General features: G+C 71.3%; 14 protein-coding genes. 8 read left to right on the top strand and 6 right to left on the bottom strand.

All coding sequences use genetic code 11. The annotated features are described in order from the left end of the window. The first annotated feature begins 317 nt into the window (after positions 1-317). The 3 genes from Q7L65_RS05350 (at position 318) to Q7L65_RS05360 (ending at position 2462) form a co-directional block, all read left to right on the top strand. On the top strand, positions 318-1256 hold the full coding sequence (locus Q7L65_RS05350; RefSeq protein WP_304719264.1) for an NAD(P)H-binding protein: 939 nt from the start codon (positions 318-320) through the stop codon (positions 1254-1256). An 82-nt stretch (positions 1257-1338) separates the two neighbouring features. Beyond that, positions 1339-1788 carry an SRPBCC family protein gene (locus Q7L65_RS05355; protein WP_304719265.1) on the top strand — a complete coding sequence of 150 codons (450 nt, stop codon included), beginning with the start codon at positions 1339-1341 and terminating at the stop codon, positions 1786-1788. 314 nt (positions 1789-2102) lie between these two features. Further along, on the top strand, positions 2103-2462 hold the full coding sequence (locus Q7L65_RS05360) for a helix-turn-helix domain-containing protein (RefSeq protein WP_304719266.1): 360 nt from the start codon (positions 2103-2105) through the stop codon (positions 2460-2462). Between the two features lie 55 nt (positions 2463-2517). Here the strand turns inward: Q7L65_RS05360 and Q7L65_RS05365 are convergent, their stop codons facing one another. Beyond that, positions 2518-3513, bottom strand: coding sequence for a malate dehydrogenase (locus Q7L65_RS05365; protein WP_304719267.1), 996 nt, complete (start codon positions 3511-3513; stop codon positions 2518-2520). Between the two features lie 154 nt (positions 3514-3667). Here Q7L65_RS05365 and Q7L65_RS05370 point away from each other — a divergent pair, with 154 nt between their 5' ends. Next, positions 3668-5377, top strand: coding sequence for an acyl-CoA dehydrogenase family protein (locus Q7L65_RS05370; RefSeq protein WP_304719268.1), 1710 nt, complete (start codon positions 3668-3670; stop codon positions 5375-5377). On the opposite strand, the gene Q7L65_RS05375 is transcribed toward Q7L65_RS05370, so the two are convergent. Beyond that, a complete protein-coding gene (locus Q7L65_RS05375) occupies positions 5374-6897 on the bottom strand; it encodes a carboxypeptidase M32 (protein WP_304719269.1) in 1524 nt (507 codons plus the stop codon). The two genes, Q7L65_RS05370 and Q7L65_RS05375, sit on opposite strands and share 4 nt — an antisense overlap. Before the next feature lie 34 nt (positions 6898-6931). Here Q7L65_RS05375 and Q7L65_RS05380 point away from each other — a divergent pair, with 34 nt between their 5' ends. The 4 genes from Q7L65_RS05380 (at position 6932) to Q7L65_RS05395 (ending at position 11999) form a co-directional block, all read left to right on the top strand. Next, positions 6932-8104, top strand: coding sequence for a site-2 protease family protein (locus Q7L65_RS05380; RefSeq protein WP_304719270.1), 1173 nt, complete (start codon positions 6932-6934; stop codon positions 8102-8104). Between the two features lie 189 nt (positions 8105-8293). After that, entirely contained in the window at positions 8294-9988 is a 1695-nt protein-coding gene (locus Q7L65_RS05385; protein ID WP_304719271.1) for an FAD-binding protein, read from the top strand. Then, positions 9988-11076, top strand: a complete 1089-nt coding sequence (locus Q7L65_RS05390) for a succinate dehydrogenase/fumarate reductase iron-sulfur subunit (RefSeq protein WP_304719272.1) — start codon at positions 9988-9990, stop codon at positions 11074-11076. The genes Q7L65_RS05385 and Q7L65_RS05390 overlap by 1 nt, the downstream gene beginning before the upstream one ends. Next, on the top strand, positions 11073-11999 hold the full coding sequence (locus Q7L65_RS05395; protein ID WP_304719273.1) for a CoB--CoM heterodisulfide reductase iron-sulfur subunit B family protein: 927 nt from the start codon (positions 11073-11075) through the stop codon (positions 11997-11999). Before Q7L65_RS05390 ends, Q7L65_RS05395 begins: the two co-directional genes overlap by 4 nt. Here the strand turns inward: Q7L65_RS05395 and Q7L65_RS05400 are convergent. The 4 genes from Q7L65_RS05400 to recR are packed head-to-tail and all read right to left on the bottom strand — an operon-like array spanning position 11980 to position 15739. Further along, positions 11980-12738, bottom strand: coding sequence for a tyrosine-protein phosphatase (locus Q7L65_RS05400; protein WP_304719274.1), 759 nt, complete (start codon positions 12736-12738; stop codon positions 11980-11982). The genes Q7L65_RS05395 and Q7L65_RS05400 overlap by 20 nt on opposite strands. 26 nt (positions 12739-12764) lie before the next feature. Then, complete coding sequence (locus Q7L65_RS05405; RefSeq protein ID WP_304719275.1) at positions 12765-13829, bottom strand: aspartate-semialdehyde dehydrogenase; 1065 nt, start codon at positions 13827-13829, stop codon at positions 12765-12767. Beyond that, complete coding sequence (locus tag Q7L65_RS05410; RefSeq protein WP_370552526.1) at positions 13829-15076, bottom strand: aspartate kinase; 1248 nt, start codon at positions 15074-15076, stop codon at positions 13829-13831. Before Q7L65_RS05410 ends, Q7L65_RS05405 begins: the two co-directional genes overlap by 1 nt. A gap of 36 nt (positions 15077-15112) precedes the next feature. Then, a complete protein-coding gene (gene recR / locus Q7L65_RS05415; protein ID WP_304719277.1) occupies positions 15113-15739 on the bottom strand; it encodes a recombination mediator RecR in 627 nt (208 codons plus the stop codon). Between the last annotated feature and the right edge of the window lie 23 nt (positions 15740-15762).

Here is a 15762-nt window from a genome sequence, read left to right on the forward strand (position 1 = left end):
ACTCTGTGTCCATTCCCACGACCCTTCGCCATTCTGTCGTTCGACCTCCCTGTGGCTGACCTCTTCGGCCGCCGGCTCGTAACCCGAGGCGGCAGTGAAACAGAAGTGAAGGGGGTCTCTCAACGTCGTTTCTCGCAAAACGCAGGAACTTTCTCCGTTGTTGAGATTCGCCTGCAAAACCGCGATTTTTTGCTATGGCGGGCACGAACGCCCCGCATTTTGCGGACCTTTCCGGGCTTCGCCTTGGGAGTTCCCCTCGGGCGTGCTACGGGACGCCGCGTTGGTGGGAACTCGCGGTCATCGTCATCCTCTCGGGGATGCGCGTCCTCATCACCGGCGTCAGCGGGTTCGTCGGATCGCGGCTCGTGCCGCGCCTGCGACGGGACGGTCACGAGCTGCGCGGCTTCGCGCGCGACGCGGGTCGCGTCGGCGTCGAACTGCCGCTCGTGGTCGGCGACGCGGTCAGCGGCGCGGGCCTCGCGCAGGCGCTCGACGGGATCGACGTGGCGTACTTCCTGATCCACTCGATGGAGCCGCTGCCGAGTGGCGGCGACGGCGCGGCGGCCTTCGCCGACCGCGAGCTGACGGCGGCCGACCGTTTCGCCGCCGCGGCGAACGCGGCCGGCGTGCGGCGGATCGTCTACCTCGGCGGGCTGGTGCCGCGCGAGGCGCCCGCGTCGCTGCACCTGTCCAGCCGCCTGGCGGTCGAGCGGACGCTGCTGGAGGCGGTGCCCGACTCGCTCGCGCTGCGCGCCTCGATCGTGATCGGCGCGCGCTCGCGCTCGTTCCGCTTCCTCGTCAGGCTGATCGAGCGGATGCCCGTGCTGGCGCTGCCGAACTGGCGCGACTTCAGAACCCAGCCGATCGACGAGCGCGACGTGATCGAGCTGCTGGCGAGCGCCGCGACCGCGCAGCTGCCGCCCGCCGCGCCGCGCTCGCTCGACGTCGCGGGGCCCGACGTCGTGTCCTACCGCGAGCTGATCGAGCGGATCCGCGACTCGCTGATGCTGGATCGCCCCGTGCTGGCGATCGACCCGCGCGCACCGGCCAGCGTCACGAGCCGCATCGCGGCCGCGATCGCCGGCGAGCAGCACGCGCTGGTCGGGCCGCTGATGGCCGGGCTGGCGAGCGACCTGCTCCCCGTCGGCGCGCAGGAGACCGCGTCGCTGCTCGGCGTGCGGCTGCACTCGCTCGACGCCGCGATCGAGCACGCGCTCGGGGAGTGGGAGCGCGAGGAGCCGCTGGCGGCGCGATGAGCCGCTGCCGCCTCCGCGCCCGTACCCCAAGCGTGCGCCTGATCACAGCCTCGCGGGGCTCCTGCCGGATAGGGTCCAGGCCATGACGGTCGTCTCCACCGCGATCGATATCGACGCGCCCCCGGAGGCCGTCTGGGCGGTCGTGCTCGACCCCCGCAGGCTCGCCGACTGGGTCACGATCCACCGCAAGCTGGGCGATGACACGCCCGCGCGGCTGCGGCGCGGCTCGACCTTCGAGCAGACGTTGAACCTGCGCGGCGCGCACCTGCACGTCGAATGGACGGTCGCCGACGTGCTGCCGCCGCACCGCTGCGAGTGGCACGGACGCGGTCCCGCCCACTCCCACGCCACGATCCTCTACGAGCTGGTCGCCACGCCCGCGGGCGGCACGCGCTTCACCTACACGAACGAGTTCAAGCCCCCCGGCGGCCCGCTCGGCGCCGTCGCGGGGCGCGTCCTGGTGGGTGGGCTGTCGCACCGCGAGGCACAGCGCTCGCTGGAGCGCCTGAAGGCACTGCTCGAATCTTCCTGAGCGCTCAGGAAGACTGGTGCTCACCCGTCAGTTAGGAGTGGCTTTCGCACGTTCGCATGCATCGAACGCGCACCGTGCAATGGTGACGCCCTACCGCGCTAAGATTCGGATCGGCCGGCTGGACCGCAGTGACTCAGACGGCGATTGAGCACATACGTAGGGGGAATTCAGGGGGCGGACGATTCGACCGGACTCGATTGGTCGGACCGGAAACGTTTGTGTTTTCCACCTCCGTCGGAGCCCGACAGGAGAAAGGACCGGATGACGAAGTGGCTGACTTTCTCGACGCGACAGTAAGGGAGATCGAGGGGCGGTTGAGAGAACTTCGACCGCTGCTCGACGAATACCACAGGCTCGAGGCCGCGGCGGCGGCGCTCGACGGTGTGCAGACAGCGCCGACGCGGGGGCGTTCGCGCCCGGGGGCCGCGACGCGCACGAGCACGGGCGCAGCGAACGGCAACGGGAACGCGCGCCGCGGTCGCCCCCGTGGCAGCAGAGGCGACAACACGCGGGCCGCGCAGGCGGTCGAACTGGTGCGAACGCGGCCGGGCATCACGATCCCCGAACTGGCCGAGCACATGGGCATCAAGCCCAACTACCTCTACCGCATCCTCCCCCAGTTGGAGGAGGAGGGCAGAGTGCGGCGCGACGACAAGGGGTGGCTGCCGGCCTGAGCGACTCGATCGGACGTGGCCCACCCCGGGGGCCACATCCGACCGTCGCCGCGTGCTACGGGATCAGGCCGAGCTGTCTGATCGCCGCGCGCTCCTCGACCAGCTCGTTGACCGACGCGTCGATGCGCGCGCGCGAGAAGTCGTTGACCTCGAGGCCCTGGACGATCTCGTAGGTGCCGTCCTTCGTCGTGCACGGGAACGAGGAGATGATCCCCTCCGGCACGCCGTAGGAGCCGTCGGACGGGACCGACATCGAGACCCAGTCGCCGGCCGGCGTGCCGAGCACCCAGTCGTGCACGTGGTCGATCGCCGCGTTCGCCGCCGAGGCGGCGCTGGAGGCGCCGCGCGCGTCGATGATCGCCGCGCCGCGCTTCTGCACGGTCGGGATGAAGTCGCTCTCCAGCCACGCCTGGTCGTTCACCAGCGCCGCCGCGTCCTGACCGTTCACCTGTGCGTGGAAGATGTCCGGGTACTGCGTCGCGGAGTGATTGCCCCAGATCGTCACTCTGGTGATGTCCTTCACCGCGGCGCCGGTCTTCTTCGACAGCTGTGCGATTGCGCGGTTGTGATCCAGCCGCGTCATCGCGTGGAAGCGGTCCTTCGGCACGTCGGGCGCGTTGCTGGCCGCGATCAGCGCGTTCGTGTTCGCCGGGTTGCCGACGACGAGCACCTTCACGTCGTCCGCCGCGTGCGCGTTGATCGCCTCGCCCTGCGGCTTGAAGATGCCGCCGTTGGCCTCCAGCAGGTCGGCGCGCTCCATCCCTCTCGAACGCGGCCGCGCGCCGACCAGCAGCGCGACGTTGGCGCCGTCGAAGGCGACGTTGGCGTCGTCGGTCGCGTCGATGCCGTGCAGCAGCGGGAAGGCGCAGTCGTCGAGCTCCATGATCACGCCCTCCGCCGCCTTCAGCGCCGGGGTGATCTCCAGCAGGCGCAGCGAGACCGGCTGGTCGGGACCCAGCAGCGCGCCGCTGGCGATGCGGAACAGCAGGGCGTAGCCGATCTGGCCGGCGCCGCCGGTGACGGCGACACGGACGGGTTGCTTGTCAGTCACGAGCGTGGCCTTTCGAAATGTTCCGGGGTATGGATCTCTCTCGGGGTTCCGCGAGCGGTCCGTGCGCGCGATGCTATCGCCGATTGTCGGACAATGGGACGAGCTGCCCGAAGAACCGTCTCATGACAGTGCAGCTCGTGGTTGACTGTCACTCATGTCCCTCGCGCCCCCCGGGGAGTCGCAGGCAACGCACCGCGTCACCAATCAGCCCCCGCCACTGGAGGGGCTCGACCTCTTCAGCCAGAACCGGCCGCTGGTCGAGGCGCTGCAGCGCGAGGGCGGCGGCTGGGCCGGCGCCGACGCGGCGATGGTCGGCGAGATCGCCGGCGGCGACGCGATCCGCTGGGGCTTCGAGGCGAACGAGAACCCGCCGAGACTGAAGACGCACGACCGCTTCGGCAACCGCGTCGACCAGGTCGAGTTCCACCCCGCGTGGCACAACCTGATGCGAACCTCCGTCGAGCACGCGATCCACGCGCTGCCGTGGCGCGAGCAGCGCGCCGGCGCGCACGCGGCGCGCACCGCGCTGTCGCTGACCTTCTCGCAGGTCGAGGCCGGTCACGCCTGTCCGATCACGATGACGTTCGCCGCCGTCCCCGCGCTGCGCGCGCAGCCCGAGTTGCTGGACGCGTGGGAGGAGCGGCTGACGTCGGCCCGCTACGACAGCCGCGACGTCCCGGCGAGCGAGAAGACGGGCGCGCTCTGCGGCATGGGCATGACGGAGAAGCAGGGCGGCTCCGACGTGCGCGCGAACACGACGGCGGCGAAGCCGGTCGGTGGCGGTTCGGGCGGAGCGGCCGAGTACGCGCTGACCGGCCACAAGTGGTTCTGCTCGGCGCCGATGTGCGACCTCTTCCTCGTGCTCGCGCAGGTCGAGGGCGAGGGCGTGACCTGCTTCGCGGTGCCGCGCTGGCGCCCGGACGGCACCCGCAACGCGTTTCACCTGCAGCGCCTGAAGGACAAGCTCGGCAACCGCTCCAACGCCTCCTCCGAGGTCGAGTTCCGCGCCGCCTACGGGCAGCTCGTCGGCGAGCCGGGCCGCGGCGTGCCGACGATCATCGAGATGGTCAACCACACGCGGCTGGACTGCGTGATCGGCTCGGCCGCCGGGATGCGCTGGGCGGTCTCGCTGGCGACCCACCACGCGGCCCATCGCAGCGCCTTCGGCCGGCTGCTGAGCGAGCAGCCGCTGATGGCAAACGTGCTGGCCGACCTGTGCGTCGAGTCGGAGGCGGCGACCGTCACCGCGATGCGGCTCGCGCGCGCCTACGACGAGGCCGGAGGGGAAGGCGGGGTCGGCGGCGGCGCCGACCCCGCGCGCGCCGCGCAGGCGCAGGCGTTCAAGCGGATCGCCACCGCGGTGATGAAGTACTGGATCTGCAAGCGCGCCGCGCCGCACGCGTCGGAGGCGCTGGAGGTGCTCGGCGGCAACGGCTACGTGGAGGAGTCGGGGCTGCCGCGGCTCTACCGCGAGGCGCCGCTGAACTCGATCTGGGAGGGCGCGGGCAACGTCATCTGCCTCGACGTGCTGCGGGCGCTGCGGCGCGAGCCCGAATCCGTCGATGCGTTCCTCGCCGAGCTGGCGATCAGCGACGGCGCCGACCGCCGCCTCGACGCGCACGTCGACCGCCTCACGCGCGCGCTCGCCGACCCGACCGACGCCCAACTGCGCGCCCGCAGCCTCGTCGAAGCGATGGCGCTGGCGCTGCAGGGCTCGCTGCTGGTGCGCCACGCGCCGCCGGCGGTCGCGGAGGCGTTCCTCGCCTCACGCCTGGCCGGCGACCACGGCTACGCGTTCGGGACGCTGCCGGCGCACGTCGCGTTTGGCGAGATCGTCGAGCGCAATCGCCCTCTCCTGACCTAAGTCAACCCATACAGGGGAGTGAGCTTGGTCGTCAGGTAGTCCACGAACGGCTGCACGGCGATCGGGCCCCCGACGATTCTCTGCACCAGCTCCTTCGGCGGGTACTTGCTGCCGTGGCGGTGCAGCCTGTCGCCCAGCCAGGCGCGCAGCTCGCTGCCGTCGCCCGCCGCCAGCTGCTCGTCGAGCTGCGGCAGGTCCGCACGCGCTCTCTGCCACAGCTGCGCGGCGATCAGGTTGCCGAGCGCGTAGGTCGAGAAGTAGCCGATCTCGCCGCCGGACCAGTGCACGTCCTGCAGCACGCCGAGCGCGTCGTCGGGGACGTCGACGCCGAGATACTCCTTCATGCGCGCGTTCCATGCCTCGGGCAGATCGGCCAGGTCGAGCGTGCCGGCGAGCATCTCCCGCTCCAGCTCGAAGCGCAGGATGATGTGCAGCCCGTAGGTCGCCTCATCCGCCTCGACGCGGATCAGCGACGGCTGGACCTTGTTCACGGCGCGGTAGTACGTCTCGGCGTCGACCGCGCCGAACTGCTCCGGGAAGACCCGCTGCAGCTCGCCGTGCAGGAAGCCGGCGAACGGGCGCCCGCGGCCGACGACGTTCTCCCACATCCGGCTCTGCGACTCGTGCAGGCCCAGCGACGCGCCGCCGGCCAACGGCGTGCGCGCGAGCTGCGGTGCGACGCCCGCCTCGTAGAGGCCGTGGCCCATCTCGTGGATGCCGCCGTACAGCGCCATCCCGATGTACTTCGGGTCGTAGCGCGTCGTCAGCCGCACGTCGGTCGGGCCGAAGCTGGCCGCGAACGGATGCTCGGCCTCGTCCAGGCGCCAGCCGTCGGGCGCCCAGCCGAGCCGCTCCAGCACGCCGCGCACCAGCACCGCCTGGCGCGCCGGCTCGAACTCGCCGTGCAGCAGCGCGTTGTCGACCGCGTCGGTGCGCTGCGCGATCTGCGCGATCAGCGGCACCAGCTGCGCGCGCAGCTCGGCGAAGAGGGCGGCGACCTCTGCCGTCTTCATCCCCTCCTCGTAGTCGTCGAGCAGCACGTCGTAGGGATCGTCGTGGCCCTCGTCGTCGAACAGCTCGACGTACTGGCGCTTCAGCTCGACGTTGCGACGCAGGAACGGCAGGAACGCCGCGAAGTCAGATCTCTCGCGTGCCTGCACCCACGCCTGGTGGCCGAGCGCTCCGGCGCGCGCGATCTCGACCGCCAGCTCGCCCGGCACCCGCTTGGACTTCTCGTAGTCGCGGCGCGTGACGCGGATCAGCGCGGCGTCGTCGGAGTCGGGATCGGCCTGGCGCAGCGCCTCCTCCTCGCTCTCCAGCTGCTGCAGCAGCCTGCCGATCGCGTCGTCGGTGAAGCGCTCGTGGACGATTCCGGAGAGCGTCCCGAGCTGCTCGGCGCGGATCGGGTTCGCGCGCTCGGGCATCATCGTCTGCTGGTCCCAGCCGAGCAGGCCGGCGGCGCTGCTGAGGTCGCTGATCTCGGCGAGCCGCTGACGCAGCTCCTCCAGGGCCTGACTCATCGGACTCCTTCGGTCGCTATGACACCATTGCAGCATGTTCGGGCGCTCAGGATCGATCCAGCTGGCGCGCATCTTCGGGATCCGCGTCGGCGTCGACTTCAGCTGGTTCGTGGTGCTGTTCATCGTGATCTTCTGGCTGTCGGACGAGTTCCAGCGCTCGCTCGGCGGCAGCGACACGGAGGCGTACGCGACCGCGGTCGTCAGCGCGCTGCTGCTGTTCGCCTCCGTGATCGTGCACGAGCTCGGCCACGCGCTGACGGCGCGCCGTCACGGGATCGAGGTGGCGGGGATCACGCTGTCGCCGCTGGGCGGCTTCGCGATGATGAGCCGCGAGAGCCGCACGCCGAAGGAGGAGCTGCAGGTCGCCGGCGCCGGTCCGCTGGCGACGGCGGGGATTCTCGTCGCGTGCGCGCTCGTCGGCCTGATCGCCTACGGGCCGACGCAGTTCGCCGACGCGGCGCTGCTGCGCGACGACCTGCCGACGACGCCGCTGTCGCTGACGCTCGGCTGGCTGGCGACGATGAATCTGATCGTGCTGATCTTCAACCTGATCCCCGCCTACCCGCTCGACGGCGGCCGGCTCGCGCGCGGGTTCGTGTGGCAGCTGACCGGCGACAAGGAGCGCGGCTCGCGCGCGGCCGCGCGGCTGGGCCAGGGCTTCGGGATCGTGCTGATGGGCCTCGGCGTCTGGGCGCTGGTCGCCTTCGACCCGTTCATCGGGATCTGGGCGCTGCTGGTCGGCTTCATGATCAGCGGCTCGGCGCGGGCGCTGCTGGCGCAGACGGTCTTCACCGCGCAGTTGGAGGACGTGCGCGTCGCCGACATCATGGACGAGCAGCCCGTCAGCGTCCCGCAGGAGCTGCCCGCCGTGCGCGCGCTCGACGAGTTCTTCATGCGCTACCGCTGGCCGTGGTTCCCGGTCGTCGACGCGGGCGGCCGCTTCGTCGGCGTGCTGCGCGAGGACGGCGCGCGCGAGGCGGTCGAGGGCGGGCGCCCGGTGCAACCCGTCGCCGAGCTGATGGAGGCCGACGAGGGCGAGCGCTGGCGGATCGACGAGGACCAGACGCTGCGCGCGCTGCTGGAGGCTGACGGCCTGCGCTCGCTCGGCGCGATCATGGCCGTCGACCGCGCAGGCGTGTTGCGCGGGGTCGTGACGGTGGGGCGGCTGCGCCGCGCGGTGCAGGCGGCGGTCGCGACACGTCCGTGACGGGCGCGTGAGCGAACCGCCTCGCGGCGCGGGACACGATCCGATGTCGTTCAAAGACGACCCGGTCTGATCACGACATCGGATCGCGCCCAGCATCTACGATCCGGCCCGCTCACGCGCCCGTTGCTCTGCTGACTTCTGGCGCATTAAAGTAGCATTTGCCACACAGTCGTGGTTAGGCTAGGCCCGATGCCAGCCCACGACGTTCTCATCATCGGCGCCGGACTCGCCGGCCAGCGCGCGGCGCTCGCGGCCGCGCAGACCGGTGCGTCGGTGGCGATCCTGTCGAAGGTCCACCCCGTCCGCTCGCACTCCGTCGCGGCGGCCGGCGGCATCAACGCGGCGCTCAACCCCGGCGACACGTGGGAGTCGCACGCCTACGACACGATCAAGGGCTCCGACTACCTCGGCGACCAGGACGCGATCGAGATCATGTGCCGCGCCGCGCCGGACGAGATCCTCTGGCTGGAGCACGCCGGCGTCACGTTCCACCGCGGCGAGGGCGGCGTGCTCGGCACGCGCGCGTTCGGCGGCGCCTCCGCCGCGCGCACCTTCTACGTCGCCGACATCACCGGCCAGGCGATCCTGCACGTGCTCTACGAGCAGCTGATGAAGCACCACGAGAGCGTCGACCGCTACGAGGAGTGGTTCACGACCACGCTGCTGCAGGACGACGACGGCCGCTGCAGCGGCGCGATCGCGCGCGACATCCGCAGCGGCCACCTCGAGCTGTTCGACGCGAAGGCGGTGATCCTCGCCTCCGGCGGCGCCGGCCAGGTCTTCAAGCCGACCACCAACGCGCTGATCTGCACCGGCGACGGGATCGCGCAGGCCTACCGAATCGGCGCGCCGCTGATGGACATGGAGATGGTCCAGTACCACCCGACGACGCTGGCGGAGAACGGCTTCCTGATCACCGAGGGCGCGCGCGGCGAGGGCGCGCAGCTCTTCAACGCCGAGGGCGAGCGCTTCATGGAGCGCTACGCGCCGAACAAGCTGGAGCTGGCTTCGCGCGACGTCGTCTCGCGCGCGGAGCAGACGGAGATCGACGAGGGCCGCGGCTTCCCCGACGGCACGATCGCGCTCGACATCACGAAGGTGCCGCGCAAGCGGACGCTGGAGGCGCTGCGCGAGATCGTCAACATCGGGCGCGACTTCGCCGGCGTCGACATCACGCGCGAGCCGATCCACATCAAGCCCGGCATGCACTACCTGATGGGCGGTGTGAAGACCGACGTGCACGGCCGTACCGCGATCCCCGGGCTGTACGCCGCCGGCGAGGTCGCGTGCGTCTCCGTCCACGGCGGCAACCGCCTGGGCGCGAACTCGCTGCTGGACACGTTGATCTTCGGCCGCCGCGCCGGCGAGCACGCCGCGCACGGTGCGAACGGCCGTCCACGCCCGCACGCGTCCGCGTCGAAGCTGCGCGCGGCGCAGGCGGAGATCGACGCGATCGTCGCGCGCGAGCCGGGTCCGGGCGCGCGCCGGCTGGCGCAGATCAAGGACGAGCTGGGCACGACGATGAACCGCCACGTCGCCGTCTACCGCGACGCCGCCGGCCTCGCGACCGCGCTGGAGGTCGTGCGGCGGCTGAAGCAGGAGGCGACGCGCGCGGCGATCGACGACCGCGGCTCGGTCTTCAACCAGGACGTGCTGGCGGCGTTCGAGCTGAGCTACATGCTCGACGTCGCGGAGGCGATCGTCGTCGCCGCGCAGCAGCGGCGCGAGTCGCGCGGGGCGCAGTTCCGCACCGACTTCCCGCGCCGCGACGACGAGAGCTGGCTGCACCACATCACGATCTCGCGCAACGGGCAGGACGTGCCGACGACGGGGAGAGCGCCGGTGACGATCACGCAGTGGGAACCTCAGGAGAGGACGTACTGATGGCCCAGTACACGCTGAGACTGCGCCGCTACAACCCGGAGACGGGGCAGGCGCCGTACTGGCAGGAGTTCGCGATCGAGCTGGATCCGCACCGATCCGTGTTGGAGGCGATCCTGTCAGCGAAGGGCGAGCAGGACGGCTCGATCGGGATCCGCTGCTCCTGCCGCGCGGCGATCTGCGGCTCCTGCGGGGTGCGCGTCAACGGCAGAGCCGCGCTCGCCTGCCACACCCACCTCGACCGCGCCGCCGCCAGCGGCGTGCATGCCGACGGGCAGACGATCACGGTCGAGCCGATGGGCAACATGCCGGTGATCAAGGACCTGATCGTCGACATGGACGCGGTCCACTGGAAGAAGATCCGCCGCGTCACGCCGTGGCTGCTGGGCAGAGAGCCGGTGCCCGAGCGCGAGTACCTCGTCGAGCACGACGCGATGGTCGACGTGACGCAGACGATGGCGTGCATCCAGTGCGGCGCGTGCGTCTCGGACTGCCTCTCGATGGAGGTCGACCCGCTGTTCGTCGGCCCGGCGGCGTCGGCGAAGGCGTACCGCTTCGTCGGCGACCCGCGCGACGCCGAGCAGCACCAGCGGCTGGAGGACCTCGCCGAGGATCCGCACGGGATCTACGACTGCACGCACTGCTTCAACTGCATCGACGCCTGCCCCAAGGGCGTCGCGCCGATGAGCCAGATCATGCGGCTGCGGCGGCTGGCCGGCGGCGAGCATCACATCGTCGACCGCAACAACGGCGAGCGCCACGAGGAGTCGTTCGTGACGCTCGTGCACGACTACGGGCTGCTGCACGAGGCCGAGCTGCTGCCGCGCTCCTACGGCGGCAACTCGTGGTTCGGCAAGTTCCACCCGGCCGCCGGGCTGGAGTTGGTCGACTCGCTGCCGACGATCGCGAAGGCGCTGATGCGCCGCAAGGTGACGCCGCGGGGCGCGCTGCTCGGGCACAGACTCGACAGGCAGGACCTCGACGCGGTCCACAAGATCTTCGACCTCGTCGAGGACGGCGAGGACCACTACGAGCTGAACCTCTACGTCAGCGGCCGCGACGACTCCCCGACCGAGGCGGTGAAGACATGAAGGTCGCCTACTGGCCCGGCTGCGTCAGCCGCGGCTTCACGCCGGAGCTGCACGGCTCGATGGAGGCGCTCGCGCCGCTGCTGGACCTCGAGCTGGTGCCGCTGGACCGCGCCTCCTGCTGCGGCGCAGGCGTGATCGCCGAGCACAATCCGGAGCTGGCCGACACGCTCAACGCGCGCACGTTCGCGCTCGCGCAGCAGGTCGAGGGCGCGCAGCTGATGATGAACATCTGCTCGACCTGCCAGGGCGCGCAGGGCGAGTGCCAGGAGCGGCTCGACGCGAGCGCCGACTACCGCGCGCACGTCAACGCGACGCTCGCGCAATCCGACCCCGGGCTCTCCTACGAGCGCGGGCTGACGAACAAGAACCTGCTGTGGCTGCTGGTCGAGGAGATCGGCCTGGAGGCGCTGCGCGCGAAGGTGCGGCGGCCGCTGACGAACCTGCGCGTCGGCCCGTTCTACGGCTGCTACATCGTGCGCCCGACGGAGCGGCTCGGGATCGACGACGAGCACCCGCGCGACCAGTACCTGCAATGGGTGATCGAGGCGCTCGGCGGGACCGTGATCGACTACGCCGGCACCTACAAGTGCTGCGGCTTCCCGATCATCACGATGAACAAGCGGGCGTCGCTGCAGCAGGCCGGCCGCCACCTCGGCGACGCGACCGACGCGCAGGCCGACTGCATCGTCGTGCCGTGCCCGCTCTGCCACCTGAACCTCGACCTGCAGCAGCCGGCCGCCGCGCGCGTCGTCGACCGCCCGCTGGCGATGCCGATCCTGCACCTCCCCCAGCTCGTCGGCCTCGCGCTCGGGCTGTCGCCGAAAGAGCTGGCGCTGCACAAGCACGTCGTCAAGCCGACGGCCGTGATCGACTGGTCGGCGGCGGTGGTGGGGGCGCCGGCGCTCAGCGCCGCAGGCGGCTGAGCAGGCCGCTGCGGCGCTTGCCGAGCGGGACGCGCTCGGGCAGCGGCTCGCCCGCCAGCAGCGCGGCCGGGTGCTCGTCGCACAGCAGCCGCACGTAGTCGCCGAGGCCCGCGTCCTGCAGCGGCTCGCGCAGGCCGGGCGGGCGGCGCGTCGTGTCGTGCGAGTCGGACGCGAGCGTGTGCACGAGCCCCTCGTCCAGCAACTGCCGCGCGAAGCGCTGCACGTGCCGGCCGAACTGCCCGTTCAGCCCGCCCGCGGTCAGCTGCGTGCGCACGCCGTTGCCGACCAGCCGCGTCACCGCCGCCGGGTGGTGCTGCAGCATCGGCGCGCGCTCGGGGTGCGCCAGCAGGATCTCGAAGCCGCGCTCGCGCAGCGCGACGACCCCGGTCTCCAGCGGCGCGACCGGCGTCAACGGCGCCTCCAGCAGAAGCCAGCGGCCACCGCCGAGCGCGAGCCCCTGCAGCTCCTCGTCGGGCAGCCCGAGCGCGTGCGTCAGGTCAAGCTCGGCGCCGGCGATCAGCTCCAGCGGTATCTGCGCGGCGCGCACCGCCGTGCGCATCTCCGTCAGGCCGCGCGCGACGGTCGCCGCGTCGGTCGGGAAGTGCGCGGAGGCGTGCGGTGTGACGGCGACGGTTCTGACGCCGGCTGCGACCTGCGCCTGCGCGAACGTCAGCGCGCCACCGAGGTCCGTCGGGCCGTCGTCGACCGCCGGCAGCAGATGGCAGTGGAGGTCGATCAAAGCGGTGCGGCCCGGGCCCGCGGCGGTCAGCCGGCGGCGCGCGCGGCGCTGCCGATCAGCCCGCGCTCGTGCAGCAGCTCGGCAAGCTGGACGGCGTTCGTCGCAGCGCCCTTGCGCAGGTTGTCGGCGACGACCCAGAGGTCGAGCGCGCGGTCGTTGCCCGCGTCCTGGCGGATCCGGCCGACGTAGACCTCGTCCTTGCCGGCGGCGTCGATCGCGAGCGGGTAGCTGTTGGCGTCCGGGTCGTCGAGCACGGTCACGCCGGGCGCCGCGCGCAGCAGTTCGCGTGCCCGGTCGGCGCTCAGCGGCTCGCGCGTCTCGACGTTGACGGCCTCCGAGTGGCCGGTCACGACCGGCACGCGCACGCACGTCGCGCTGACGCGGATCGACGGATCGCCGAGGATCTTGCGCGTCTCGTTGATCAGCTTGCGCTCTTCGTCGGTGTGGTCGTCGCCGGGGGCGAAGCTGCCGGCGTGCGGCAGCACGTTGAAGGCGATCTGGTGCTTGTAGGCCTTCGCGGCGGGGACGGCGTCGCCGTCGACGACCGCGCGCGCCTGCTCCATCAGCTCGTCGACGCCGACCTTGCCGGTGCCCGAGACGGCCTGGTAGGTCGAGATCACGAGCCGCTCGATGCCGGCCGCGTCGTGCAGTGGCTTGAGCGCGACGACCATCTGCATCGTCGAGCAGTTCGGGTTGGCGACGATCCCGCGATGGTCGTCGAGCGCCTCCGGGTTGACCTCGGAGACGACCAGCGGGACGTCGTCGTGCATCCGCCACTTGGAGGAGTTGTCGACCACGACCGCGCCCGCCTCGGCGAACTTCGGCGCCCACTCGCCCGAGGTGGAACCGCCGGCGGAGAAGATCGCGACGTCGAAGCCCTGGATCGTCTCGTCAGTCAGCGGCTGCACGACGAGACCGCCGTCGAGCACCTTGCCGGCGGAGCGGGCGGAGGCGAACGGGACGATCTGGCGCGCAGGGAAGCCGCGCTCTCTCAGCAGCTGCAGCATGACCGTGCCGACTTGGCCGGTGGCGCCGACGACGGCGACGCGGTAGGTGGCTTCGGGGGCGGGCGGGCGAGAATCGAATTCCATCAGCGCGCCTGCTCCCCGATCGGCGCCTCGGCGACGATCCCGTCCGCGCCCAGCTCGAAGGCGCTGTGCAGCGCGCGCACGGCCGTCGGCACCTCGGCGGCGGCGATCACGCACGAGATCTTGATCGGCGAGGTCGAGATCATCTCGATGTTGATGCGCTCCTCGGCGAGTACCTGGAAGACCTTCGCCGCGACGCCCGGATGCGACTTCATGCCGGCGCCGACGATCGAGACCTTGCCCATCTCCGGCAGCGTGTCGATCGAGTCGATCCCCAGCTCGGCGACGATCGGCTGCAGCGCCGTCTGGGCGGCGCGCACGTCGTCGCGCGGGACCGTGAACGAGACCTCTGCCTTGCGGCCCAGCTCGAGCGGCTCGTTCTGGATGATCATGTCGACGTTGCAGTTGGCGTCGGCGAGCGCCGTGAAGATCTTCGCCGCCGCACCGGGCTCGTCCGGCACGCCGACGAGCGACAGACGGGCTTCGTCGGTCGAGTGGGCCACAGCGGTGATGAGGGCGTGCTCCATGGTCTCCTGCTCTCCTACGACAAAGGTACCGGGGGCGTCCTCGAAGCTCGACCGGCAGTGGATCCGCACACCGTGGTTGCGGGCGTACTCGACCGAGCGCAGCTGCAGCACCTTGGCGCCCGAGGAGGCCATCTCGAGCATCTCCTCGAACGAGACGACGTCGAGCTTTCTGGCGTCCGGCACGATCCGCGGGTCGGCGCTGAAGACGCCGGTGACGTCGGTGTAGATCTCGCACACGTCGGCCTCGACGGCGGCGGCGAGCGCGACGGCGGTCGTGTCGGAGCCGCCGCGGCCGAGCGTCGTCACGTCCTGCGAGGTCGAGACGCCCTGGAAGCCGGCGACGAGCACGATCAGGCCCTCGTCGAGCGCGGTTCTGATGCGGTCGGCGCGGACGTCGAGGATGCGCGCCTTCGTGTGCGACGTGTCGGTCACGATGCCGGCCTGCGAGCCGGTCAGCGAGATCGCCCGGTGGCCGAGGTCGTTGATCGCCATCGCGCACAGCGCGCAGGAGATCCGCTCGCCGGTCGACAGCAGCATGTCCATCTCGCGCGGATCGGGGTTGTCCGACATCTCCTGCGCGAGCGAGACCAGCTCGTCGGTCGTCTTGCCGCGCGCCGACAGCACGGCGACGACGTTCTTGCCCTCTTCGCGAGCGGCGACGATCCGCCGAGCGGCGCGCTTGAGGCGCTCGGCGTCAGCGACGGAGGTCCCGCCGAACTTCATGACCACGGTTCCGGACACGCGTCTAGGGTAACCGAGCTAGCTCAGCGAGCGGCGGCCGGCGAGGGCGCGGCCGAGCGTCAGTTCGTCGGCGTATTCGAGGTCGGCGCCGACGGGGAGGCCGCTGGCGAGGCGGGTGACCGTGACCTCGGGGGCGCGTTCGCGCAGGTGGTCGGCGATGTGCAGCGCGGTCGCCTCGCCCGTCGTCGTCGGGTTCGTCGCGAGCACGACCTCGCGGATCCGCGGCTGGCCGTCCTCCGGCTCGTCGGTCACGCGGCGGTACAGCTCGGCGATGCGCAGGTCCTCGGGGTCGATCCCGTCGATCGGCGAGAGCGCGCCGCCGAGCACGTGGTAGCGGCCGTGGTACTCGTGCGTGCGCTCCAGCGGGATGATGTCGGACGGCTCCTCGATCACGCAGACGAGCGAGGCGTCGCGGCGCTCGTCGCTGCAGATGCGACAGCGCGGGCCGTCGGCGAGGTTGAAGCAGATCTCGCAGAGGCCGATTCTCGCCTTCACCTCGCGGATCGCCTCCGCCAGCGCGAGCGCGTCCTCCTCGCTCGCGCGCAGCAGGTGGAACGCGAGCCGTTGCGCCGTGCGCCCGCCGATCCCGGGCAGTCTGCCGAGCTCGGTGATCAGGCGTTGGACGGGTGGCGCGAAGGAGGACATGTCAGGGAACGGTGGGTGCGGTG

The organism is Conexibacter sp. CPCC 206217 (assembly GCF_030646165.1).
Lineage (GTDB): Bacteria > Actinomycetota > Thermoleophilia > Solirubrobacterales > Solirubrobacteraceae > Conexibacter.